This window comes from Streptomyces sp. APSN-46.1 (assembly GCF_022815725.1).
GTDB lineage: Bacteria > Actinomycetota > Actinomycetes > Streptomycetales > Streptomycetaceae > Streptomyces.
Genome location: NZ_JALGRF010000001.1, coordinates 715,318 through 738,995, shown reverse-complemented (window position 1 = coordinate 738,995; position 23,678 = coordinate 715,318). Strand labels below are relative to the sequence as shown.

The following is a 23,678-nucleotide window of genomic DNA, read 5'->3' as shown; positions in this document are numbered from 1 at the left end:
CACAACGGCGCCGTCGGGCCGTCGGGGTGGCTGTCACCGGTCCGTCAGGTCGCCCGTCAGCGGTCCGTCAGCCGTCCGTCAGCGGTTCCGAAGTGCCGCCACGCACAGTGCTCTTGACGGACGAGTACAACGGAGGTCGAGATGGTTATGAGTGAGGTGGTGGTGGGACGAGCCACCGCTCCCGTGGAAGCCGTGGAGCGAAAGCTTCCGGTGGTGGCGCTGCTGGCGCTGGCCACGGCCGTGTTCGTGACCAGCCTCACCGAGACGCTGCCGGCCGGCCTGCTCCCCGCCATGGGCGGGGACCTCGGGGTCAGCGAGTCCGCGGCGGGGCAGACCGTCACCGTCTACGCGGCCGGGACCGCGCTCACCGCGATCCCGTTGACGGTGGCTACCGCCGGGGTGCGGCGCAAGCGGCTGCTGATGGCCGCCATGGTCGGTTTCGGGGCGGCCAACACCGTGACGGCCCTGTCGTCGCACTACACGCTCACCATGGGGGCGCGGTTCGTCGCCGGGGTGGCGGCCGGACTGGCGTGGGCCCTGTTGGCCGGGTACGCGCGCCGACTGGCCCCCGCCCACCTCCAGGGCAAGGCCGTCGCACTCGCCATGGCCGGGATCCCGGTCGCGTTGTCGCTGGGAGTGCCCGCCGGGACGCTGCTCGGACGGACCCTCGGCTGGCGGACGGCCTTCCTGGCCATGACCGTGCTCACCGTGGGGCTGCTCGGCTGGATCGCCGCAGCCGTGCCCGACCTGCCGGGAGCCCGGCCCGCGCCCAGCCAGCCGGCCCAGCCGGGTGCCGCCACGCGCCGGCGGGCGCCCAGGCCGGGGGCGCTGCGGATCCCGGGGGTGGTGCCGGTGCTGGCCGTCACCGTCGTCTTCGTCCTCGCCCACACCGTGCTCTACACCTACATCGCTGCCTTCCTCGGCGGCCTCGGCATGGGGGCTTCCACCGACCGCGTGCTGCTCGTCTTCGGCGCCGCCTCACTCGCCGGCCTCTGGGTCGTCGGAACCGGCATCCACCGCCACGCGCGGGTCCTCACGCTCGCCGCGACCTTGCTGGTGGGCGGGGCCGCCGCGCTGCTGACCGCTTCCGCCGGCGGCCCGATTCCCGTCTACCTCGCGGCGGCCCTGTGGGGGCTGGGCTGGGGCGGCGTGCCGACGCTGCTGCAGACCGCCGCGGCCGACGCCGCCGATGCCGCCGATGCCGCTCCCGACTCCTCTTCCGCTCCCGGCGCGGGCGACGCCGTGCAGGCCACGCTCGTCACCCTCTGGAACGTGGCCATGGCCGGTGGGGGCGTGCTGGGAGGGGCGCTGCTCGAACTGGGCGGCTCCGGCTCCCTGCCGTGGGCGGTGCTGCTGCTCCTCATACCGGTCCTGGCCCTGGTGCTCACCGCCCGACGGCACGGATTCCCCGCCCGCGCCGCCGCCTGATCCGGCACGCGGCCAGTACGGCCGGCGCACGTCCCGACCACGTCCCACGGAAAAACCAAATCGGAAACGGAAACGGAAACGACCATGACCGACCTCTTCGAAGCCGCCCACCTCGGTGACCTCCACCTGCCGAACCGCTTGGTGATGGCCCCGATGACCCGAAACCGGGCCGGCGCCGACGGCGTTCCGACAGAGCTGATGGCCGCCTACTACGCCCAGCGCGCCTCCGCCGGGCTGATCATCGCCGAGGCGGCAACGCCGAACGCGGTGGGACTCACGTACCCCCACATCCCGGCGATCTATGATGCCGCACACATCGCCGGGTGGCGGCGCGTCACCGGCGCCGTCCGGGCCGCGGGCGGCAGGATGTTCCTCCAGCTCCAGCACGGCGGCCGCGTCGGCCACCCCGACAACAGCGGTCACACGCCGCTCGCTCCCTCACCGGTACCGCTCCCCGACACGGTCCACACCGCCGCCGGCCCACGACCCGCCGTGGAGCCGCGCGAGATGACCCTGCGGGAGATCCGCTCCACGGTGGCCGACTTCGCCACCGCGGCCCGCAACGCGATCACGGCGGGCTTCGCCGGGGTCGAGGTCCACGGCGCCAACGGCTACCTCCTCCACCAGTTCCTGGGACAGGGCACGAACCGGCGAACCGACGCCTACGGTGGCCCGGTGGCCCACCGGATCCGCTTCCTGGTGGAGGTGGTCGAGGCGGTCGCCGCCGCGATCGGGCCGCAGCGCGTGGGCGTGCGGATCTCCCCAGGCGTCACCGCCAACGGCATGGACGAGGGGGATACGAGCGCGATCTACCCGGCGTTGGTGCACGCCCTCGCCGGACGCGGGCTCGCCTACGTGCACGTGGTCTTCGCCGACCCCGACCAGCCGCTCTTCCACGAGGTGCGCAGGGCCTGGGGCGGCACACTGATCGCCAATCCGGTGCTCGGCTGGGGACAGCCGCTGCCCGCCGACGGCGGCCGCGCCGCGGGGGAGCGGCTGCTGGCCGCCGGAGCCGACCTGATCTCGCTCGGCCGTCCCTTCCTGGCCAACCCCGACCTCGTGGAACGGCTGCGGACCGGTGCCCCGGTCAACCAGGTCCGGGAGGCGTACCTCATGTACGTCGGCGGCGAGACCGGATACACGGACTATCCGATGCTGGCCGACGCACTGGTGCACTGACGGGCCCGCGCCCGGCGAGGCCGGGGGCGAGCCGTGGGCCGCCCCGCCCCGCCCCGCCTGGGCCGGGGTCTGCTCGCCGCGGCTCCGCACCGCACCGCTCCGCAGGCTGGATTCTCCCGGCCGGTGCGGCCAACCAGGTTCTCCTCCGCACAGCCTGCGCATGCCGCCGCCGGCAGCCGACCACGCTGCGCGAGACTGCGGCCGAAGGGAGGGCCCCATGCCCGACACCGGACCCGAGGCGGAGCTCGACGAGCGCTACAGCGACGCACACGCCACCGCCACCGCGTGGTCGGCTGCCGCCGCCCGCCTGGCGGAGGCCGAGGTGTACTGGCTCACCACCGTACGACCGGACAGCCGTCCCCACACCACCCCGCTGACCGGCGTATGGGACGACAACGCGCTGTACTTCTGCACCGGGGAGCAGGAACGCAAGGCGAAGAACCTCGCCGCGAACCCGGCCGTCGTCCTCACCACCGGCTGCAACCGCCTGCGCGAGGGCTACGACCTGGTCGTCGAGGGCGACGCGGTACGGGTGGCCGCCGAGAACCGGCTACGTCCTCTCGCCGAGGCCTGGGAGGCGAAGTACGGCGCCGAGTGGCATTTCGACGTCCGGAACGGCACGTTCGTCAACCCCGGCGCCGGCGAGGCCCTGGTCTTCGAGGTCAGGCCCCGCACGGTCTTCGGCTTCGGCAAAGCCCCTCACAGCCAGACCAGGTGGCGCTTCTCATAAACCCGCCCGCCGCGGGCACGGCCGCCAGGGCGTTCATTCTCGCCCCCGTTCCCCATCGGCCGGGCATACCGGGGGGTTAGCCCCACCTGGACTTGGGCGGGCAGCAGGAGCGTCCCGGGCGGCCGCATCCGGAAATGTTGGGCCTGGCGCATACCGCTGGTTTCCCAACGATTCCATAGGAGTTGGCTCGTGCGTGAGCAGGCAGCATGGCAGAGGTTTCGTTCTTCCGGGCGGCGGCAGCGGGGCGGTCGACGCCGAGCCGTGTCGGCCGCGGCCGCGGTGGCCGTGGGTGTCATGACGATGAGTGTCCTGGCACCGCCCGCGGCGTTTGCCGCCGCCAGGCCCGACGCCGTCCAGCAGGGCCTGAGCGCGCTGGTGCACTCCGATGGCCTGCCCGCCGCGCTGGCGACCGTCAGGGACCGTGAGGGCCGCACCCGTACCTACACCGCAGGGGTGGGCGACCTGGCCACCGGCTCGAAGGTGCCGGTTGACGGTCAGGTGCGGATCGGCAGCAACACCAAGACGTTCACCGCGGTGGTCGTGCTGCAACTGGTCGGTGAAGGGAAGATCGGCCTCGACACCATGGTCGACAGCCATCTGCCGGGCCTCGTCCGCGGGGAGGGGATCGACGGACGCCACATCACCGTCCGTCAACTCCTCCAGCACACCAGCGGACTTCCCGAATACGAAGACCTCGTCGAAGACGGCATCCGTCAGCACCGGTACTTCGAACCCCGCGACCTCCTGGATATCGCTCTCCAGCGCAAGGCCGACTTCGCCCCCGGGAAGAAATGGGCGTACAGCAACACGAACTACGTACTGGCCGGCCTGATCATCCAGAAGGTCACCGGCCGGCCCCTCGCCGAGGAGATAGACCGGCGCGTCATCAAGCGCATCGGGCTGCGCCACACCTACTTCCCCGCTCCCGGTGACATGACCATCCGAGAATCCCATCCCAAGGGCTACCACAGGGACGCGGCAGGCGAGCCTCTAGGCGACTTCACGGAAATAGACCCCTCCGCGGGCTGGGCGGCAGGCCAGATGATCTCCACCAACTCCGACCTCAACCGGTTCTTCACCGCGCTCCTGACCCCCGAACGCCTCCTCCCGACGGCCCAGCTCACCCAGATGCGCACCACCGTCCCCATTGGGGACACCGGCGCCGGCTACGGACTGGGGCTCATGAGCAGGCCACTGTCGTGCGGCGGTGTCTACTGGGGCCACGGCGGTGACATCACGGGATACGAGACCCGGGGCGGAGTCACCGACGACGGCCGCGCCGCCGGCGTCGTGGTGACCAGCATCCCGACCGACGGAGCGGCCACGAAGCATCTCGATGGCGTCGTGGACACGGCCCTGTGCCGCTGAACCGCACCTCCTGGATGGCGCTGTGACCGGACTGGCCGGCCGCGGGATCTCCTTCCAGCCGGCCCACCGTCCGTCGCCGCTCCAGCGGGTGCGCGATGCGTCCGGATGGTGGAAGCTGGCCATGGTTGCCATGGCTGCCGAGGCGTGGGCGGCGGGAACGAAGGCGAGGAGGCCTCGTGGACGCTTCAGGAGCAAGCCGGCCCGCTCGGACGCCCCGGCGGCCCAGGATCCGGACGGTTGCCCTGCTGTGCGCGGCGGCCCTCACGGCAGCCGCGGTCCCGGCCTCCGCGCAAACCGGCGGCGCGACGCCGGATCCGGTCGTCGTCGACTGCTTCTCCGGGGCCCAGGTACGGCCCGAGGAGTACCTGCTGGCCTGCGGCGACGGCAACAACCGCCTCGTCAGGCTCCGCTGGAACAGCTGGGGGCCGCGCACCGCGACGGCCACCGGTACCGACATGGTGAACGACTGCCGCCCCTACTGCGCGGCGGGCCGGTTCCGTCCCTACCCGGTGACGGTGACCCTGAGCGATCCGGAGCCCTGGCCCGCCCACCCCGACGTGCAACGCTTCACGACGATCCGCCTCCTCTACACCGACACCGCTCCGGCCCCGGTCCCCAAGGACGTGACCTACAAGCTCGTGTACTGACAGGGCCCTGGCCGCGTACCGCATACCTCGTACCGCTCAGGCGGGGAGGGCGTCGACGGTGGGAACGACGAAGCCGAACACGTCCGTGATGGTGGTCAGGGCAGCGGTCCGGAGGGCGGTGGCGGGCAGGACGGTGCCGTCCGGCGCGGTGAGCGTACGGGTGGCCGTGGTTTCGGCGACGACGGTGGGCCGGTAGCCGAGGTTGAAGGCGCCCTCGGCGGTGAACGTGACACACATGTGCGTCATGAACCCGGCCAGCACCAGGTCCTTTCCGCTGCCCGGGGCGAAGCCCAGGTCGCACAGGGTCTTCTCCAGCTCGGTGGCGTGGAAGGAGTTGGGGAAACGCTTGACCACGACCGGCTCCCCCTCGACCGGCGCGACGCCGTTGCTGATGGCGCCGATGTGGGCGCGGATGTCGTAAGGGGTGTTCTCGCCGCCGTCGTGCACGACGTGGACGACGGGGGTGCCCGCGGCGCGGGCGCGCTCCAGCAGACGGGCCGCCGCCGCCAGGGCCTCCTCGGCGCCCTCCAGGGCCATCACGCCGCTGCGGTAGGTGTTCTGGAAGTCGATCATGATCAGGACGGACTCGCTCAGCCGGGGCGGCTGGTTGTCCTGTCCGCTCACGTCGCGCAGGGTCGTGGAGGGGGTGTTCGTGCTCATCAGGAAGCCTTTCATCGAACTGGATGGAACTGGATGGAACTGGATCGGAGCGGAGGGAGGGTTTGAGGCACGGCGAAGCCCTCCGCCTCGCAGACATGCCAGGGGACAGGGCTGGATGGGGGATAGGGCAGGTCAGGTGGCCTGCGTGCGGAAGCGGCGGCGATAGGCCGCCGGGGTCGTGGCGAGCTGCCGCCTGAACGCCCGGTGCAGGGTCTCCGCCGAGCCGAGCCAGGCCGCGGCCGCGACCTGGTCGAGCGGGCTGTCGGTGGTCTCCAGCAGTCGCCGGGCCACCTCGATGCGGGCCGCTTCGACGTAGGCGGCGGGACTGGTGCCCGTCTCCTGTTTGAAGACGCGGGCGAAGTGCCGTTCGCTGAGGCACATCCGGGCGGCCAGGGCCCCCGCGGAGAGGTCCTCGTCGAGGTGGTCGGCGATCCACAGCCGCAGCTCGTCGATGTCCCGACGGGTGGCGACGGGATGGCTGAGCGGTACGGAGAACTGGCTCTGGCCACCCTGTCGTTTGAGGTACATCACCAGCTGCCGGGCCACCGACAGGGCCGCCTGCTCACCGAGGTCCTCGGCGACCAGGGCCAGGGCGAGATCCAGGCAGGCGCTGATCCCCGCGCCGGTCCAGAGCCGACCGCGATCGGTCCGTACGAAGATCGGATCGGGGTCGACCGTGACGGCCGGGTGGTCGGCGGCGAGCTGGGCTGCGGTCGACCAGTGGGTGGTCGCCGTCTTCCCGTCCAGCAGCCCCGCCGCGGCCAGCACGTGCGCACCCACGCATACCGACGCCACCCTCCGGGCGTGCGGGGCGGTCTCCTTCACCCATGCGACGACAGCGCTGTCGATACGGGCGACGGGACCCTCGTCGGTCGTGTCGACCGCGCCCGGGACCAGCAGGGTGTCCACCTGCTCGCCGACGTCCTCGAAGGCCATGTCGGCGAGCAGCCGCACACCCGCCGAGGTACGGACCGGTCCGGCGGCCGGCCCGGCGAGGCGGACCTGGTAGTCGGCACGGCCTGCGGTCTCCCGGTTGGCCAGCGCGAAAACCTCGGCCGGGCCGGTGACGTCGAGGAGATCGACATCGGGGAAGACCGCGATGACGACCCGGTGTGGAGTGGGCATGCACCGATCCTCACCGCTGCGACTCATGGCCGCAATGACGATTCCCTGTCACATCCAGACACCGCGGCTCCCGTACGGTGCGGCGCGGCCCTCGCCCGAGTTCCCCGATCTGCTGCGACTGATCGACGAACGATCGACCGCCTTCCGCGCCGCGGTCGCCTCCGCGCCCAGCCTCGACGTGCAGGTACCGACCTGCCCCGAGTGGACGCTGTTCGATCTGGTGCGGCACCTGGGCGAGGGGCGCCGCTCCTGGGCCGCCACCGTCGCCGCAGGGCCAGTCGCCACGGCCAAGTCCGCGTCGGCGGGCGCCCCGGCCGCGCCTCGGGAGCGCGAGGCCCTGCTGGCCTGGTTGGCCGCATCGACGCAGGAGCTACTGGACGCACTGCGGGAGGCCGGCCCGGATCGCGGCTGCTGGACGTGGTGGGGTACGTCGCAGTCGCCCCGGACCTGCGGTGCCGTCGCCCGGCACCAGCTCCAGGAGAACCTGACGTACCTCTGGCGGCTAGCCACCCGGACTTCATGCGCTAGAGTTGACCTTGAGCTCGCGGCCGTAATCTCCGGTGGCGGGACTGGCGTTGGTGGTCCAAGGAAAGACACCCCACTTCCCGTGGGGGAATGCAGGTGCAAGGCCTGCCCAGCGCTCGATACCGGCCCCGGCCTCCTTCTGGAGGCCGGGGCCTTTTGCCGCACATGGCCCATCCGACAGCGGGCGACGGCAGGCGATGCGGCCCGTGGCGTCAGTCGCCTCCTTCACCCCGCACGACGAGCCTCCGCCGGCCGCACCCCGCGGGCGGCGTAACCGGTTCAACCCGCCCGCGTCGTCTACTTTGGTCGGGACATGGCCGCGATCGTTGTGGAGAGCCGGCATGAGGAAGATCAGCGCGCAGCTGTTCATGGCCCTCGACGGAGTCGTCGAGGCGCCCGACCAATGGCACTTCCCCTATTTCAACGAGGAGATGGGAGCGGCCGTCGACGCCACCCTCGGCACGGCGGATACGTTGCTGCTGGGCCGAAGGACCTACGACAGTTTCGCGGGGGCCTGGCCCGGGAGGGAGGAGGCGGGCGGAGAAGACGCCCCCTTTGCCAAGATGCTCGGTGATGCCCGCAAGTTCGTCGTGTCGAACCGGCAGCTCGATTTGACCTGGCGGAACTCCGAGCAGCTCAGCGGTGACCTCGTCGAGGCGGTCGCCGAGCTGAAGGGCGGCCCGGGCACCCCCATCTGGATCAGCGGTTCGGTCTCCGTCGTCCGCCAGCTGCTGGCCGCGGGGCTGCTGGACGAACTGAACCTCCTGGTGCACCCGATCGCCGTCGGGAAGGGCCTGCGCCTGTTCGAGGAACGCGATGCTCCTATCGCGCTGAAGCTCGTATCGTCCGAGACGTTCAGGACGGGGGTGCTGAACCTCTTCTACGCCCCCGACACGTCGCCCGGCGAGGCCACGTACGACGACGCCAAGGCGCACCTTTCCCAGACCGAGCCGTAGCCCGGCGACTCCACCTCGCTCAGGTTCTGGGCGCCGACGGCCCCGGCCGGCCGGATGGAGGGACGCCCGTCAATAACGCAGAGCCCGGTCCGAGTCCGCCGTGACCGTTCCCGACAGCTTGTGCGTACTGCGGGCGGTGCCCTGCCCCGATGCGTTCCCCGCGACGTCGGTGATCGTCACCACGACCGTGTCGAGCTGCTTGCCGCTCTCGTCCTTGAAGTTCACCTGCACCGCGAACGACTTCTTCGAGCTGTCGGTGTTCTTCACCGTCACCGGGACCACCGTGTGCCCGTCGCCGTCGGTCGACGGCGCGCCGAGCGTGACGTCATTCTTGGCGTCGACACCGTCCTTGATCTCGTCGAGCTTGCCCTTGGCGACCGCTGCCGCCGACGCGGCGGCGGACGCCGCCTCGGCGGCCGCGGAGGAGACCTCGGCACCTACGGACTTCACCGCCGAGGCCGCCTTGGACGCGGCATCCGAGGCGGGGCCGTCACCGTCCGAGCAGCCCGCCGTACCCAGCACCGCCATCACCAGTACCACTCCGCCGGCCAGACCACGCCTCACCATGACAACCCTGCCTCTCGAAACGTTCTGTTCCGGCAAGTCAACGTGGCGACCGCCGTCACGCCGGCATGACCCGGCACGGCGTCCGGGTGATGCGCTCAGACCCCCGTGCGGCAGCACCCGTCCAGCGCAACACGGTGAGCAGGTTATGCGTGTACGTGGCGGGGCGACGGCACCGTCCGCGCTGCCTTTCACTTGGTGAGGCGGCGGAGGGCCTCTCGGCGGGTGAGGGGGGCGACGTTGCCGCCGTGGCGATCCAGCCAGCCGATGACGAGTTGCGGGTGGTGGGTGGAGGCCTCGCGGAGCACCCAGCCCAGTGCCTTGCGCAGGAAGAACTCCCGCTCGCCGACCACGATGTCCGCGTAACGGGTGAGCCGTTCAGGGTCGGGTCGGCCGGCGCGGATACCGGGAATCAGCGCGAGGAGTGCGGAGCGACGGAGCCAGAAGTCCGGGTCGGTGATCCAACGGTCCAGCACCGGGCCCGCGGCCGGGTCGCGCAGGGCGACGGCGCCGGCGCAGTGGACCGCCAGCGGATCCACGAGCGCCCAGGTGCGGCACCCACGCAACAGGTCCTCGACATCCTTGAGGGCCTCGGCGTTCAGCGACCCCTGGTACTGCACCAGCACTTCAACGGCTGCCCGGCGGTACTCGTACACAGGGATCGCGTCGCTCTCCGGCGGAGACCACAGATCCCGCGCGAGAGCCAGCGCGTCCGGGCCGGGCAGTGCCCCCATCGTCCGGCGGGCGTCGATGACGCAGCGGCGCAAGTCCGGTATACGAACCCCGAGGTGGGTGAGCTCGCTGTGCAGGTACGTGCGCTGCTGGTCGGCCCGGACGGGATCGGCCAGCGCGCGCAACGCGGTGCGGAGGTCCTCGACCGGGCCGCCCGGTGCGGCGGTATCCGCCTTCATGCGTCCCCCTCGCGCCTGACCCCGGTCCCGGCGGGCGGTCGGGCACCGCGTACCGGTCCGACGGCGGTGTCCGTCCAGTCGTCGGTCTGCCGCGTCAGTCGTCGCAGCAGGGCCCGTACGGCCGCCAGGTCGTCCTCCGCGATCCCCTCGCCCATCGCCTGGTGCGCGGCCGCGGCGCCGGCGGTGATGGCGTCCAGGGCCTGCCGGCCGGCGTCGGTCAGGGCGAGCAGGGGCGATGTGCGGTGATCGGGGTTGTCCCGGTACTCCGCGAGGCCGTCGTGGACGAGCTCGTTGGCGATGCGCTGCACGCCCTGCCGGGCCACACCGAGACGGCGCGCGGCCCGCGCCACCGGCAGGGCCCCCTCGCTGACCACGCTCATCAGCTGCCAGCGGGCCTGTGTCTGCCCTTCCGCCGCCGCCAGCGCCTCGCCCGCGCGGCGCAACGCGCCCGCGGCCTCGAAGACGTCGGCCACGAGAAGTGCCAGTTCCTGCGCTGCCATCCCGAGGTTTCACCTCCACTCAATCAGACAACATGTTGTCACTATGGCATCATTATGTCAGATGCGGACATCGCCTTCGAGGCGCACGCACACTCCCGTCAGAGACCCCCAGGAGTAACACCATGACCACCGACGCGATCAGCCGACTGCAGGCCGCCATGGAACGCGGCGAGGCCGCCCGTCCCGAGGTCGGCGGCTTTCCCTACCTCGCCGAAAGCCTGCGCCAGGCCGGCGTGACCCACTGCCGCATGGCCGTCCCGGCCAACGCCTTCCTGTACCTGACCGAACACGGAGACGTCGTCGTCCAGGGCGAACCCCTCGTGACCGGCTTCACGGCAGCACCCCGGTTCGACCGGGCCGCACTCATCGCGGCACTGCGCGCGGATCAGGCCGGCGAGACGACGTTCCCCGAGTTCGTCCGGGGCTGCTGGAACGCGGGGATCATCTGGTACGACGTCGACACGACCGCCCGCACCTGCACCTACTACGGCGCCAACGGCGACTCGTACGCCGAGGAGTACCCGGCCGTCGAACTCCTCTGAAGTGCGCGGGAAGGCCGACGCAAGGCCGACGATTCCGGCAGGCGGCCGCGCGTTGTGGACCAGCTGCCCCCGCCATGCTGTTGCGAGCACATCGCAGCTGGTCACAGGGTGTACGACGGCTGTAGCCGCAATCGACTCGCTGTGCCACGGTGAGGCGCATGGAGGGTAGCGAGCACACTCACCCAGACGGCCGCCAAGGCCACGGACACCAACACGGTCACGGTCACGGCGACACCGGGTACGGTCATCACCACCGTGCCCCCTGGCCGGCGCGTTTGCGGCATCAACTCGCCCATGGGGTGAGGCCGCACAGCCACGAGGCCGCCGACAAGGTCGATGCGGCGATGGAGACCTCCCGCGAGGGCATGCGCACGTTGTGGATCTCGCTCGTCGTCCTGGGCGTCACCGCCATCGTCCAGGGTGTGATCGTCGCCCTGTCGGGGTCGGTGGCCCTGCTCGGTGACACCATCCACAATGCCGCCGACGCGCTGACCGCCGTCCCGCTGGGGATCGCCTTCCTCCTCGGACGGCGGGCGGCGAACCGCCGCTACACCTACGGCTACGGCCGGGCCGAGGACCTGGCCGGCATCGTCATCGTCGCGACCATCGCCGCGTCCGCGGCCCTGGCCGCCCACGCGGCCGTCGACCGGCTGCTCGACCCCCGCGACGTCACCCACCTGTGGGCCGTCTCAGGCGCCGCGCTCGCCGGCTTCATCGGCAACGAATGGGTGGCCCGCTACCGCATCCGCACCGGCCACCGCATCGGCTCCGCCGCGCTCGTCGCCGACGGCCTGCACGCTCGAACCGACGGCTTCACCTCCCTGGCCGTCCTGCTGGGCGCAGGCGGCGCCGCACTCGGCTGGCGGGCCGCCGATCCCGTCGTCGGCCTGCTCATCACCTTCGCCATCCTGCTGGTCCTCAAGGACGCCGCCCGCGAGGTTTTCCGGCGGCTGATGGATTCCGTCGACCCCGGACTCGTCGCCACCGCCGACACCGCCCTGCGAGGTGTCGACGGGGTACGCGCCACCGGGCAGGTGAGGATGCGGTGGATCGGCCACGCCCTGCGCGCCGAAGCCGAGATCGTCGTCGACCCGCAGCTGACCGTCGTCCAAGCCCACCGCATCGCCGTTGCCGCCGAGCACGCGCTCATCCACGCTGTGCCGCGGCTGACGGCAGCCACCGTCCACACGGACCACACACCCGTAGGCGCCGATCCGCACGCCGCCCTCGACCACCACACGGCACGGCCGGCGGGTGCGCCGCAGTCGACGAACTCGTCAAAGCCGGTGCCACGGTTGCCGGTTCCGGTTCCGCCGCGTGGGCTGTGAACACTGCCGCACCGCCACAAGCCAACCTTTCAGGCACGTGGGGTGCGGTAGGATCTTGTATGGCGCAATGGAAGTCAGCGCCTGTGCAGCGCTGGAGCGGTTCAATCGCGACGCCGTGTCTTCAGCGTTGGCACCGGCCCACCTCTGTGCGCTCGTCATCGGACATTTTCCAGACGGGTTCTTCCGGATACGCACTGCAGGTCGGCGCCGATTTACTGTGCCCGTCAGAGCCTGCTGACTCCGGCGAATATCGGATCGCAGGCTCCCTTCAGGAGACCATGTGAAAATCCTCGACGAGACTTCTCGCACGCTGAACGAATTCCTCCTTCTGCCGGGGCTCACGACGGAAGAGTGCACTCCGCAGAATGTGGATCTGACCACGTCCGTCGTGCGGCACAAGGTCGGGGAGGATTCGCCGGTCCGGATCGCCACCCCCCTGGTGAGCGCGATCATGCAGGCGGTCTCTTCGCCGAAGCTGGCGGTCGCCCTCGCCCAGAGCGGAGGGCTGTCCTTTGTCCACCAGAACCAGCCCATCGCCGATCAGGCCGATGATGTGCGCGCGGTCAAGCGCCACAAGGCCGGCTTCCGCACCAGCGAGGTCAACGTCAAACCGTCCACCACCCTGGGCGAAGTCGCCCGGCTACTGGCCGAGGTGGACCAGGGCGTAGCCGTCGTCACGGAGAACGGCAGTGCGGACGGCAAGTTCCTCGGTGTGATCGGCCTGGAGGACTTCCACACCAAGCGCCACGGTGCCGGCGAGATCGTCACAGCCCGGATGCGCCCCCGCGACCAGCTGAGGACGGCCCCGTCCACGATCAGCCTGTCGGAGGCGAACGAACTCATCTGGGAGCAGCGACTGGACGTACTGCCGGTCGTGGACGGAGACCGGCTCGCCTCGCTGGTCCTCAAGCGGGATTACCAGGCACACAAGACGTTCCACATTGCGTCCGTGGACGACCAGAAGCGATTCCGGGTCGGCGCCGGCATCAACTCCCGTGACTTCGAGGAGCGCGTCCCCGCTTTGGTCGAGGCCGGAGCGGACGTTTTGTGCCTCGATTCATCGGACGGCTATTCCGTCTACCAGAAGAAGGCCCTGGAATCCGTGCGCGCAAAGTACGGGAATGACGTGTTCGTAGGTGCGGGGAATGTCGTCGACGGGCGTGCGTTCCGGTATCTGGCGGAGGCCGGGGCCGATTTCGTGAAGGTCGGAATCGGTGGCGGATCGATCTGCATCACCCGTGACCAGAAGGGCATCGGCCGAGGTCAGGCCTCCGCGCTGATCGACGTGGTCAAGGAGCGGGACGCGTACGCCGCCGAGACCGGCATCTACGTACCGATCTGCTGCGACGGCGGGCTGCTCAGCGACTACCACATGGCGATCGCCTTCGCGATCGGCACGGACTTCGTCATGCTGGGACGGTACTTCGCACGCTTCGACGAGTCCCCCTCACGCAAGGTCCGCGTGGACGGCCAGTACTACAAGGAGTACTGGGGCGAGGGATCAAGGCGCGCCCAGAACGCTGCCCGCTACGGGCAGAGCGACGAGATCGCCTTCGAGGAGGGCGTGGACGGCTTCGTGCCCTATGCGGGCAGCCTGTACGACAACGTAGAGCTGACCAGGTCGAAGCTGACCGCCACCATGATCAGCTGCGGTGCGACCACGCTGAAGCAGTTCCACGAGGAGGCGGTCATGGTCCAGGTTTCCGAGCGGTCCTACGAGCAGAACACCGCCGAGGTGCGGCTGCGGGAGCGGTCCGTCGATTCCGGCGAGTGACACACGATCTGCCAGCCGCGTCGTCTCCGCCACCCCCTGCGTTCCGGGTGGCGGGGGCGACGTGCTCCTGGGGCGCAGCTGCTGTTCGTCGTGGTTACCGCCCGATGTTGTTCATCAGGATGATCGCTGCGAGATTTGCGAGGATGACGGTGACGACGACGATGATCATGGCCCATGCTTTTTGTGACTGGTCCAGGTGCATGCGTCGTCTCCTGACCGGGATGTGCCGTCCTTCTCGTGCCGGCGCCTGTGCGCCGGCCCGCCCAGCCTTACGCAATGGTGACCCGGTTCCGCGTCGCGCACATCTCGGGCGTCGCCCGGCGCCGCAGGGCGTTGGAGCAACCCGGACTACCAGCACTTCTCCGCGAACAGCGGCTAGCGATACCGGATCTCGCGCGCCGCCACCGTTCATCCGCTTCCGCACATCGCTTGCTGGTACAGCGTCTCCAGCGCGTCGTCGATGGGGTGGTGCTGCGGTTTCCCCGAGGAGTCCGGCGTGTTCCACCTCTGGAGGTTGATCGCGACGGACATCTGGCGCCGGCCGTCGGCCCGGGTCAGGGACATCGTTCCGGCCCCCCAGACCGTGCCGCCGTGGCCCCAGAAGGTGCCGCAGCCCGGGCGGTCGACCTTGTGCAGGCCGAGGCCGTACTCGATCGTCGATCCGTCCAGGGCGATGACCGGGACCGTGCGCCGCATCTGTGCCAGCGACGACTGGTTGACGATCTTGCCGTCGAGCAGCTCGGCGTAGAAACGGTTGAGATCCTCCATGGTCGATACGAGAGCGGCCCCGGTTCCCGTCCAGGACGTGTTGTAGACGCTGTAGTCGCGCGGCGGGTCGATCACGCCCCACAGAGCCTCGTACATCCGCGAGTGCGGCCCCTCGATACGCGGCCCGGCCGGAAACTCGGTGTGCCGGAGCCCGGCACGCTCGATGACGTTGCGGGTGATGTACTCCTCGGCGGTGGTACCGGTCACCTGCTCCAGGAGTTGGCCGAGGAGCAGGTAATTGGTGTTGGAATACACCCCCGGAGTGGCTCCGGGCTCGCCGGCGGGAGGCGCCGTGAGCCCCATCTCGATCAGCTCGGCCGGGCGGAACCGCCTGAACCGGTTGTCGTCCAGGCTCTCGGGTGACATGTCCCGCAGAGAAGGGAACGCATAGCGGATGTAGTCGGGGATGCCGCTGGTGTTGTTGAGCAGCATCCGGACGGTGATCTTCCTGCCGCGCTCTCCCGGCACCAGCCGCGGCAGATAGCCGCCGATCGGCGCATCGAGCTGGATCCGGCCCTGCTCGACCTGCTGCATGACGGCGGCGGCGGTGAAGGTCTTGGTGATGCTGCCGACGCGCTGGCGCATGTCGGGCCTGACGGGACGGCCGGTCCCGACATCGGCGACCCCGGAAGCGCCGCGCCATGTCCGGCCGGTATCGCGCACCTCGGCGTACACCCCCGGCACCCCCGCGCGGTGGACACCGTCCATGGCGGACTTCACCTCCGCGGGATCGAAGCCGGTCGACGGGGTCGACGGGCTCGGACTGCCGGCCGGCACGGCCGTCCTTGTCCCGTCGGGTGCGGGAGCTGCCGCCACCGTGCCCGCGCAAACACTCAGCGCGGCCACGCTTGCACATAACACCAGTCGGATCTTCAAGACAGACGTCCTTTCACGAGCGATGAGTGCGACGGGGACTCTGCAACGGGGACTCTCCCCGTGCTCTTCGACATCCACGGCTCACTCGGCCAGCGCGCGGCGCAGAGCGGCGCCGAGTTCGGCGTTCTGCCGCTGCGAGACCGCGGCGGACAGGATCGCCTGTGACCCGTGGAAGGTGCCGGCCCACTGGTGCAGCTCGACCGACACGCCCGCCCGCATCAGGCGCAGCGCGTACTCGATGCCCTCGTCGCGGTTCGGACAGAACTCCGCGGTCGCGATGTAGGCCGGTGGCAGGCCGGACAGATCGGCGGCCCGCGCGGGGGCGGCGTACGGTGTGGCGGGCTGGGAGCCCAGGTAGTGCCGCCACGCTGCGGCGAGCTTGTCGCGATTGAACCAGGGCGTGTCGGTGAAGGTCCGCGCCGACCACGTCTCCCGCCGGTCGTCCAGTCCCGGCTGGTTGAGCAGTTGGAAGCGGATCGCCGGCCCTTCCTCGTCACGCGCCCGCAACGCCACCGCGGCCGCGAGGTTCGCGCCGGCACTGTGCCCTCCGACCGCGATCCGGGCCGGGTCGATGCCGAGTTCGTCCGCGTGCTCGGCCGCCCAGGTCAGTACGGCGCAGGCGTCGTCCAGGGCGGCCGGGAAACGGTGCTCGGGCGCCAGGCGGTAGCCCACCGAGATCACCACGGCCCCGGAGAGGTCCGCGATCCGGGCGGCCCAAGGATGCTCGGTGTCCAGGTCACCGAAGACTCCGCCGCCGCCGTGCAGCCAGACGATGGCGCCTTGTGCCCGGTGCGGGCGATAGACCCGCACCGCCACGTCCGGATCGGCGGACACCGTGCGGTCCTCGACCTTCATGTTCGAGGTGTCCGGTGCCGGCGCCGCGGCGGCACGCTCGGCGAAGTCCTTGCGCGAGGTGACCGGGTCGTTCAGGTCGAGTTGCGGGAGAAACGGGATGAATGCTTCGAGTTCGGGATCCATGACGACCATCCTCAGGGTCGTCATCCAGGGGGTCATCCGCCATCCGTCGCGCATCCCGCACCGATCCCGCGCCGATCGGCGCACCCCTGTCCTTCTATCCTTCTGCCATGGAGGCACTGGCCGTACGACTGTCGGGACTGGATCCGTACGTCGACGGCGCGATCCGCGTCATCGCGTTCTACGACACGCTGATGCGCCGGCGGGTGGACCTCCCGGCGCTCACCCGGGCTTCGGCGGGTCTGGCCGAGTGCGTGGCCGGGTTCCGGCTCCACGGCACGGGACGGGTGATCCGGATCTCGCCCGACGGCAGGCAGGCATCCGCCCCGCCGTCACCCCCGTCCACCACGGCGCCGATCACCCTCGACGAGGAGGAGATCGGCACGGTGTGGCTGGAACGCCCCGGCCCGCCGAATCCGCTCGACGAAGTGCTCCTGGACCGGCTCGCCATCGCCGCCGCGGCGGTCGCCGAGCGGTACGGCCCGGCCCGCACCACCATGGCCGACCCCGCCCTCGTCGAACTGGTGATCAGCTCCGACAGCGACGAGGCGGCCAGAGCCCGGGCGCTACGCCTTCTGGGTTTCGCCGCCGACCTGCCCGTCCGCGTCGTCGCCGTACGGTCGCGGCTCCCGCTCGACCAGATCGGCGCCCTGGTCTGTCCGGGCCGCCCGGTGAAGGCGGCACCGCTCGCCGACGTGGGCGTCATCCTGACCACCGCCATCGACCCGGCCCGGTTTCCAGCGGGCGTACGTGCGGGCATCGGCGCCGCGGGAAGCCCCGACCGCTCCTGGCGGCAAGCACGCACCGCCCTCCGCTTCACCGGCCCGCGTGAACCCGTCATCCGCCACGCCGACCTGGGCGCGCTGGCGCTCCTGGCCGAGATACCCGAGGACGCCGCGCGAGACAACGCCGACGTGGCCGCCATCGCCCGAATCGCCGGCAACCCGGAAGACCTGGAGACTCTGGACACCTACTGCGCCACCGGCTCCCAACGCCGGGCCGCCGACCTCCTCCACCTGCACCACAGCAGCATCGCCCGCCGACTCGAACAGATCGCGAAGACCCTGGACATCGAACTCACCGAACCCACGGGACTGACACGCGCCAGGATCGCCCTCACCGCGTGGCGGCTACTCGACGACTGAGGAAGATCCGCCGCACGGTGTACCGGCGGCGGCCGTCCTCACCGGTCAACGGTCTCGGCGTACATCTCACCGGTCTGCCGCCGTCCGGATGCGGCAGCGGCGGGGGGAGGGGCATCCTGGCTGTGTGACCCGGCCGGTGGAGCCACCGAGCGGCCTCGTGGCGTCGCCCTGCCGCCGGTCGTGTGTCGGCCTGCGCAGCGGGGGGAGGCGTCATGAGCGAGATCCCCGGCTTCGATGAACCGCAGGGCCCCCTCGATGTGTCCAGGGCGGCCATGGCGGTCCTGGACGGCGAGGGCCGGGTGGTGGGCTGGAGCCCGGCGGCCGCGGAGCTGCTCGGGTACGAGGCGTCGGAGGTGCTCGGTCGGGAGTTCGCCGACCTCGTGACCGACGCCGCGGCGCCCGAACTCCTGCCGGGCCTGCGCAGCGTGCTGCGGCTGCGCCACCGGAACGGGCAGAGCACGCGGGTCGCGGTTGCGATCCGCACCCTGTCATCTTGCGGCGAGGAGCCCGGCGGCGATGGCGGAAGTGACCTGAGCGTCGGCGTCGGGACGCGGCCCGCACACCTGCTCGCCATGGCCGACGCAAACAAGACCGAGCAGTGGAACGCCTTGCAATCGATGCTGCGCGGGTTGGCCACCCAGTCGCCCGTCGGCCTGGCCATCTACGACACCCGGTTGCGCGTGGTGTGGACGAACGCCGCCCTCTACGCGGAGATGGGGCCCGCCGACTACGCCGGAGTCGGCCCGGACGACATGGTCACGCACGGCGTGATCGTCTCTCCCGGCATGCCCGACACGCTAGAAGAGGTCATGAGCGACGTGCTCACCACCGGCGAGCCAGTGATCGAACTGCACTACCGGGGCCGCCCGCCCTCAGCTCCCGACCGCGACCACGTCTGGTCGTGCTCGTATTACCGGCTGGAGGACCCGGCCGGATCACCGCTGGGCGTGTGCGAGGAGTCGGTCGACATCACCGAGCGCTACCTCGCCCAGCAGCGCCTGGACCTGCTGGTCCGAGCCGGCAGGAGTGTGGGTACGACCCTTGACATGAGCCGCACGGCCCGAGAGTTCGCCGCCGTGACGACCCCGTGGTTCGCCGATGCGGTCACGGTGGACCTGCTGGAAACGGTGCTGCACAGCGATCGGTCGCACCCCGATGCCGTGCCGGACACCGGGATGGTGCGGGTATGGCCTCCCGGGGAGCCCCCTGCCGCACACTCCATCGCCTACCTCGTCTCCGCCGATGTCCGCGCCCGGGCCGCCGTACGCCCGGCCCGCGAACCGGGCCTGCTGACGGTACCGCTCCGCACCGAAGGGACCGACCTGGGCATCGTGTCCTTCGCATGGGAACACCGCACCAACCCTCTCGACGACGGTGAACGGGCCGTGGCCGACGAACTCGTGGCACGGCTCGCGGTGTGCGTCGACAACGCCCGCCGCTACGCCCGCGACCACGCCGCCGCTCTCCTGCTGCAGCGCAGCCTGCTGCCCAGGCTGCTGCCGCGGCTGTCCGCCGTGGAGCTCGCGTACCGCTACCTTCCCGCCGACAGCGGGGCCGGGGTGGGCGGCGACTGGTTCGACGTCATCGCCCTGTCCGGAACCCGGGTGGGACTGGTCGTGGGGGACGTGGTCGGGCACGGCCTGGGCGCCGCCGCCACCATGGGCCGGCTGCGCACCAGCGTGCGTGTGCTGGCCCGCATGGACCTCGCGCCCGATGAACTCCTGGCCCGTCTCGACGACCTCGTCACCCAGAGCGCCGACGAACGGGCCGCGGTACGCATCGAGGGTATCGAGGGTGAGGAACTGCTGGAGGACGAGGCCCTCGGTGTCACCTGCCTCTACGCCGCGTACGACCCGGTGTCCGGAACGTGCACGATGGCGCGGGCCGGGCATCCGCTGCCCGCCGTCGTCGACCCGGCCGACGGCACGGTCACGTACCCCGAGCTGCCGTCGGGTCCGCCGCTGGGGCTGGGCGGTCTGCCCTTCGAGTCTGCGGAGCTGACCCTTCCGCCGGGCAGCCTGCTCGCCCTCTTCACTGACGGCCTCGTGCACGCCCGTGACCGCGACCTCGATGAGCAACTGGACGTGCTGAGCGGGGTCCTGACCCGGTCGACCCGTCCCCTGGACGACCTGTGCGACGAGGCGGTCGGGGCCCTGCTGCCAGGTCCGGCGGACGATGACGCGGCGCTGTTGCTGGTCCGTACCCGAATCCTCGACCGGCACCAGGTGGCCGTGTGGGATGTGAGCAGCGACCCCCAGGCCGTCGGCCGGGCGCGGGCCGCGGCGTCTGCCCAGCTTCGCGCCTGGGGGCTCGATGACCTGGTTTTCACCACCGAACTCGTGGTGAGCGAACTGGTCACCAACGCCATCCGGTATGCCGCGGTCGGCCCCTTCCAGCTACGCCTGATCCGCGACCAGACGCTCATCTGCGAGGTGTCCGACGGCGGCCACACCTCGCCTCACTTGCGGCACGCCGCCGGCGACGACGAGGGCGGCCGGGGCCTGTTCATCGTGGCGCAGACAACCCAACAGTGGGGCACCCGCTACACGGCCACCGGCAAGATCATCTGGGCCGAGCAGGCCCTGCCTTCGGCGAAGCGGCCGACGAACGAGGGCCATGTCGGTTAGCGCGTGGCGTGGCGTGGCGTGGCGTGCCGTGCCGTGCCGTGCCGTGCCGTGCCGTGCCGTGCCGTGCCGTCAATCCTGACGATCGTCGGGGTACGGGGCTGCCATTCGGCCAGGGCGCCCGGAGTGCGGTGTTCCTACTGTCGGCAGTATGGATTCGATCAAGCGATACGGATGGGGTCGACGGCTACCGGTGGCGGTCGCGTCGGCCGGGGTGGGGACGGCGGCCGTGGTCTGGCTGGCACCCGGCGGCGCACTGGGCACGAACGAGCCGGTGCACGTCACTGCGGGCTTCTCGGTGACGGCCTACCGGGCGCTGACTGAGAACGTGACGGACGGGCCACCGTGGGCCAGGACCGCCCTGGAAGCGGCGAGTGAGGGCACTTTGCTGTTCCTGGGCCTGCTGCTGGCCTGGGTCGGTTGGAGCGCCCTGCGCCGCCGTGACGTGCCGGGCCTGGCCCGGGTGGCAGTGGCCGCCGCCGGGACCGTCGTCACCTACGGACTGAGTGAGGCGATCAAACTCCTCGTCGACGAGGAACGTCCGTGCCGGGCCCTGCCCGGGGCCGCGGCCCTCGCACCGTGTCCCGCACCGGGCGACTGGTCGTTCCCCAGCAACCACGCCACCCTGGCGGTCGCGCTGGCAGTTGGCGTGATCTTGGTACGGCCTCGGCTCGTGGCCCTGGTGCTGCCGGTGGCCGGCGCGGCCGCCCTGTTGCGGGTGCTGGTCGGGGTGCACTATCCGCACGATGTCCTGGCGGGCGCGGCGCTCGGCGCGGCGGCCGTGGTAACCGTACGGCTCCTCGTACTGCCGATTGCCGTACGGGCGGTGTCAGCCCTCCTCGTACGGCAGGCGGTCGGACGGCACCGGGACCACGCCGGCCTCGTGCGCGACCACGGCCGCCGCAGCCCGGTTGTCGACGCCGAGGCGGGCGAGGATCGAGCTGACGTGGGCCTTCACCGTTCCCTCCGCCAGGTGCAAGCGGCGCGCGATCTGCCCGTTGGAGAACCCGCTGCCGAGGAAACCGAGCACGTCCCGCTCCCGGGCGGTCAGGGCCTCGACGCGGGCGCGGGCCACGGAGCGGCGGCCGGCCTGGGCGCCCGCACCGCCGGCCGCCAGATGCGCGACGACCCGGGCCGCGACCTTCGGTGACAGATAGGCGGCGCCGTCGGCAACCGCCCGGATACCGGCGATCAGTTCCTCCGGCTCGCCGGACTTGATCAGGAAGCCGGTGGCGCCTTCGCTCAGGGCGCGCAGGATGTACTCGTCCTCGCCGAAGGTCGTCAGCATCACGACTCCCGTCGCGGGTTCGGTCCTTCGTATCTCGGCGGCGGCTTCGATGCCGCCGGTTCCGGGCATCCGGATGTCGAGGACGGCCACCTGCGGGCGGTGGCGCCGGACGAGCTCCACCGCCCGGTGGCCATCGGCTGCCTCGGCGACGACGGTGATGCCGGGGTCTGAGGCAAGGACTGCGCGGACGCCCGCGCGGATCATGGGCTCGTCGTCGGCGATCAGGATCCGGATCATCGGACAGCCTTCCCGGTGTAGTCGTCGGTGGAGACCAGGCGACCGGCCCGGAAGCAGAGACGGTAGATGTCCCCCGAGCGGTCGTCGAACGGGTCGCCGGTCTGTACGTAGAACTCGCAGGCCGCACCCTGAGGTGCGGGGGTGGGTGCTGCCGGGCGGCGGGTCGTCTGGCGCTCGGGCAGATACGGCGCCACCTCCGCGCGCGGCCGGCCGACGCGCAAGCGGGCGTAGTCCTGCGGGGCGAGGACCGACTGCCGTGCCGTCACGGTGTCCCACACCCGCACCACCCCGATGATGAACGCGGAAGTGCACAGCGGCACCAGGACGGCCGCCGCGGCCGTACGGCCCAGCCGGCGGCGGGCACTGCGGTGCTCGGGGGGCAGTACGTCACCTGGATCGCCGCGCTCGGCGCGGCGTGGCGGGGGCACGGCCCCGGGACGGTGCGGGAGCGTGGCCCGCACGGCGAACCCGCCGCCCTCGGGGCGCGATGTGAAGGCGCCACCGGCCAGTCGGACGCGTTCGTCCAGGCCGATGAGCCCGAAGCGGTGGCCCTCGCCGGGTGCGGAGACCCGGGACCCCGGTGCGGGACGGGCGGCGTGGTCATGGTGGGCCGCAGACGCGGTGGGCACCGGCTCGTTCGTCACACTGACCTCGGTCCGTCCTTCCATGTGCCGGACGACGACGGTCGCCCGGTGCCCGGGCGCGTGCTTGGCAACGTTCGTCAGCGCCTCCTGGACGACGCGGTGCACGGCCCGCTCGACGACCAGCAGCGCGTCGCCGGCCGCCGGTTCGCCCTCCACCCGCAGCCGGACGTCGAGCCCCGCCGCGGCCGCGCGGTCCACCAGGCCCTTGAGTTCGGTGAGTCCGGCGCCGGGCTCGGACCCCGGGGCCGGATCCGACGGCTCGCGCAGGACACCGATCACCTCGCCGAGCCGTTCCACGGCGGCTCCCGCCCTGGCGCGGATGTCCTGGGCGGCGGCCCGGTGCTCCTCAGGCAGGCCAGGGGCCAGCTTCAGTGCCCCCGCCGACAGGGCGATGAGGCTGAGGTCGTGGCCGAGGAGGTCGTGCATGTCCTGCGCGATCCGGGTCCGCTCGCGCAGCCGGGCCTGTTCGGCGACCAGACGCTGTTCCCGCTCCAGCCGCGCGGCCCGCTCCCACCCGGCCCGCACCAGTTCTCGGTACTGGCGCAGGAACCGGCCCGCGAACCACGGCAGCATCGCCGCCACGAGCAGCAGCCCCACCAACCGGCTCGCCCAGCCCAGCCACGCCGGTACCAGGAGCACGGCCACCACGGCCGCCGCGAGCACTCCGGCCAGGGCCACCCCCGTGCTCCGGTTCCGCCCCGGCTGCCAGCCCGCGAGGAAGGCGCAGACCGCCGCCGGTATGCCCCACCACAGGGTGGCGACGCCCGTACCAACGGCGGCGACCGCCCCGATGAACAGGCCTGCGGACAGTACCGGTGCCGGCACCAGGGTCTTGATGATCACTGTTCTCACGGACGCGACCCTACGGAACTCCGCCGGTCCTG

General features: G+C 71.2%; 21 protein-coding genes and 1 pseudogene. 13 read left to right on the top strand and 9 right to left on the bottom strand.

Going from position 1 to position 23,678, the window contains the following annotated elements:
- Positions 1 to 141 precede the first annotated feature (141 nt).
- From MTF65_RS03350 to MTF65_RS03330, 5 genes are all read left to right on the top strand, one after another.
- Positions 142 to 1,428: an MFS transporter gene (locus MTF65_RS03350; protein WP_374207145.1), complete on the top strand. Its 1,287-nt coding sequence runs from the start codon at positions 142 to 144 to the stop codon at positions 1,426 to 1,428.
- Between the two features lie 84 nt (positions 1,429 to 1,512).
- A complete protein-coding gene (locus MTF65_RS03345; protein WP_243626679.1) occupies positions 1,513 to 2,607 on the top strand; it encodes an alkene reductase in 1,095 nt (364 codons plus the stop codon).
- A gap of 217 nt (positions 2,608 to 2,824) precedes the next feature.
- Entirely contained in the window at positions 2,825 to 3,337 is a 513-nt protein-coding gene (locus MTF65_RS03340; RefSeq protein WP_243626678.1) for a pyridoxamine 5'-phosphate oxidase family protein, read from the top strand.
- Between the two features lie 294 nt (positions 3,338 to 3,631).
- Complete coding sequence (locus MTF65_RS03335; RefSeq protein WP_243626677.1) at positions 3,632 to 4,705, top strand: serine hydrolase; 1,074 nt, start codon at positions 3,632 to 3,634, stop codon at positions 4,703 to 4,705.
- 176 nt (positions 4,706 to 4,881) lie between these two features.
- On the top strand, positions 4,882 to 5,352 hold the full coding sequence (locus MTF65_RS03330) for a hypothetical protein (protein WP_243626676.1): 471 nt from the start codon (positions 4,882 to 4,884) through the stop codon (positions 5,350 to 5,352).
- A 36-nt stretch (positions 5,353 to 5,388) separates the two neighbouring features.
- Here the strand turns inward: MTF65_RS03330 and MTF65_RS03325 are convergent, their stop codons facing one another.
- Together MTF65_RS03325 and MTF65_RS03320 are read right to left on the bottom strand one after the other, a co-directional pair.
- Positions 5,389 to 6,012 carry an isochorismatase family protein gene (locus MTF65_RS03325; RefSeq protein WP_243626675.1) on the bottom strand — a complete coding sequence of 208 codons (624 nt, stop codon included), beginning with the start codon at positions 6,010 to 6,012 and terminating at the stop codon, positions 5,389 to 5,391.
- 132 nt (positions 6,013 to 6,144) lie between these two features.
- Complete coding sequence (locus tag MTF65_RS03320) at positions 6,145 to 7,137, bottom strand: GlxA family transcriptional regulator (RefSeq protein WP_243626674.1); 993 nt, start codon at positions 7,135 to 7,137, stop codon at positions 6,145 to 6,147.
- A gap of 112 nt (positions 7,138 to 7,249) precedes the next feature.
- On the opposite strand from MTF65_RS03320, the gene MTF65_RS30635 reads away from it, so the two are divergent.
- Together MTF65_RS30635 and MTF65_RS03310 are read left to right on the top strand one after the other, a co-directional pair.
- The gene (locus MTF65_RS30635) at positions 7,250 to 7,936 is read left to right on the top strand and encodes a maleylpyruvate isomerase N-terminal domain-containing protein (protein WP_374207174.1); all 687 of its coding nucleotides are present in this window, start codon (positions 7,250 to 7,252) and stop codon (positions 7,934 to 7,936) included.
- Between the two features lie 67 nt (positions 7,937 to 8,003).
- The gene (locus tag MTF65_RS03310; protein ID WP_243626673.1) at positions 8,004 to 8,618 is read left to right on the top strand and encodes a dihydrofolate reductase family protein; all 615 of its coding nucleotides are present in this window, start codon (positions 8,004 to 8,006) and stop codon (positions 8,616 to 8,618) included.
- 69 nt (positions 8,619 to 8,687) lie between these two features.
- Here the strand turns inward: MTF65_RS03310 and MTF65_RS03305 are convergent, their stop codons facing one another.
- The 3 genes from MTF65_RS03305 to MTF65_RS03295 all read right to left on the bottom strand — a co-directional run bounded on the left by MTF65_RS03305 (position 8,688) and on the right by MTF65_RS03295 (position 10,593).
- Complete coding sequence (locus tag MTF65_RS03305; RefSeq protein WP_243626672.1) at positions 8,688 to 9,185, bottom strand: hypothetical protein; 498 nt, start codon at positions 9,183 to 9,185, stop codon at positions 8,688 to 8,690.
- A gap of 188 nt (positions 9,186 to 9,373) precedes the next feature.
- Positions 9,374 to 10,093 (bottom strand): DNA alkylation repair protein, encoded by a 720-nt coding sequence (locus MTF65_RS03300; RefSeq protein ID WP_243626671.1) that lies wholly within the window; start codon positions 10,091 to 10,093, stop codon positions 9,374 to 9,376.
- Positions 10,090 to 10,593: a MarR family winged helix-turn-helix transcriptional regulator gene (locus MTF65_RS03295; RefSeq protein ID WP_243626670.1), complete on the bottom strand. Its 504-nt coding sequence runs from the start codon at positions 10,591 to 10,593 to the stop codon at positions 10,090 to 10,092. Before MTF65_RS03295 ends, MTF65_RS03300 begins: the two co-directional genes overlap by 4 nt.
- 122 nt (positions 10,594 to 10,715) lie before the next feature.
- Between MTF65_RS03295 and MTF65_RS03290 the strand changes: the two genes are divergently transcribed.
- The 3 genes from MTF65_RS03290 (at position 10,716) to MTF65_RS03280 (ending at position 14,237) form a co-directional block, all read left to right on the top strand.
- Positions 10,716 to 11,135, top strand: a complete 420-nt coding sequence (locus MTF65_RS03290; protein ID WP_243626669.1) for a DUF1398 family protein — start codon at positions 10,716 to 10,718, stop codon at positions 11,133 to 11,135.
- Between the two features lie 158 nt (positions 11,136 to 11,293).
- Positions 11,294 to 12,463, top strand: coding sequence for a cation diffusion facilitator family transporter (locus MTF65_RS03285; RefSeq protein ID WP_243626668.1), 1,170 nt, complete (start codon positions 11,294 to 11,296; stop codon positions 12,461 to 12,463).
- Between the two features lie 280 nt (positions 12,464 to 12,743).
- Positions 12,744 to 14,237, top strand: a complete 1,494-nt coding sequence (locus tag MTF65_RS03280; protein WP_243626667.1) for an IMP dehydrogenase — start codon at positions 12,744 to 12,746, stop codon at positions 14,235 to 14,237.
- Positions 14,238 to 14,645: 408 nt separating this feature from the next.
- On the opposite strand, the gene MTF65_RS03275 is transcribed toward MTF65_RS03280, so the two are convergent.
- Both MTF65_RS03275 and MTF65_RS03270 read right to left on the bottom strand, forming a co-directional pair.
- Positions 14,646 to 15,713, bottom strand: a complete 1,068-nt coding sequence (locus tag MTF65_RS03275) for a serine hydrolase (RefSeq protein ID WP_243626666.1) — start codon at positions 15,711 to 15,713, stop codon at positions 14,646 to 14,648.
- A 249-nt stretch (positions 15,714 to 15,962) separates the two neighbouring features.
- Positions 15,963 to 16,859 carry an alpha/beta hydrolase gene (locus tag MTF65_RS03270; RefSeq protein ID WP_243627291.1) on the bottom strand — a complete coding sequence of 299 codons (897 nt, stop codon included), beginning with the start codon at positions 16,857 to 16,859 and terminating at the stop codon, positions 15,963 to 15,965.
- Positions 16,860 to 16,966: 107 nt separating this feature from the next.
- Here MTF65_RS03270 and MTF65_RS03265 point away from each other — a divergent pair, with 107 nt between their 5' ends.
- The 3 genes and pseudogenes from MTF65_RS03265 to MTF65_RS03255 all read left to right on the top strand — a co-directional run.
- Entirely contained in the window at positions 16,967 to 18,001 is a 1,035-nt protein-coding gene (locus tag MTF65_RS03265) for a helix-turn-helix domain-containing protein (RefSeq protein ID WP_243626665.1), read from the top strand.
- A 212-nt stretch (positions 18,002 to 18,213) separates the two neighbouring features.
- Positions 18,214 to 20,628 (top strand): SpoIIE family protein phosphatase, encoded by a 2,415-nt coding sequence (locus MTF65_RS03260; protein WP_243626664.1) that lies wholly within the window; start codon positions 18,214 to 18,216, stop codon positions 20,626 to 20,628.
- A gap of 148 nt (positions 20,629 to 20,776) precedes the next feature.
- Positions 20,777 to 21,361, top strand: a pseudogene (locus MTF65_RS03255) (phosphatase PAP2 family protein); the annotation flags it as partial.
- A gap of 93 nt (positions 21,362 to 21,454) precedes the next feature.
- On the opposite strand, the gene MTF65_RS03250 reads toward MTF65_RS03255, so the two are convergent.
- Together MTF65_RS03250 and MTF65_RS03245 are read right to left on the bottom strand one after the other, a co-directional pair.
- On the bottom strand, positions 21,455 to 22,150 hold the full coding sequence (locus MTF65_RS03250; RefSeq protein WP_243626663.1) for a response regulator transcription factor: 696 nt from the start codon (positions 22,148 to 22,150) through the stop codon (positions 21,455 to 21,457).
- On the bottom strand, positions 22,147 to 23,646 hold the full coding sequence (locus MTF65_RS03245; RefSeq protein WP_308407094.1) for a histidine kinase: 1,500 nt from the start codon (positions 23,644 to 23,646) through the stop codon (positions 22,147 to 22,149). The genes MTF65_RS03250 and MTF65_RS03245 overlap by 4 nt, the downstream gene beginning before the upstream one ends.
- Between the last annotated feature and the right edge of the window lie 32 nt (positions 23,647 to 23,678).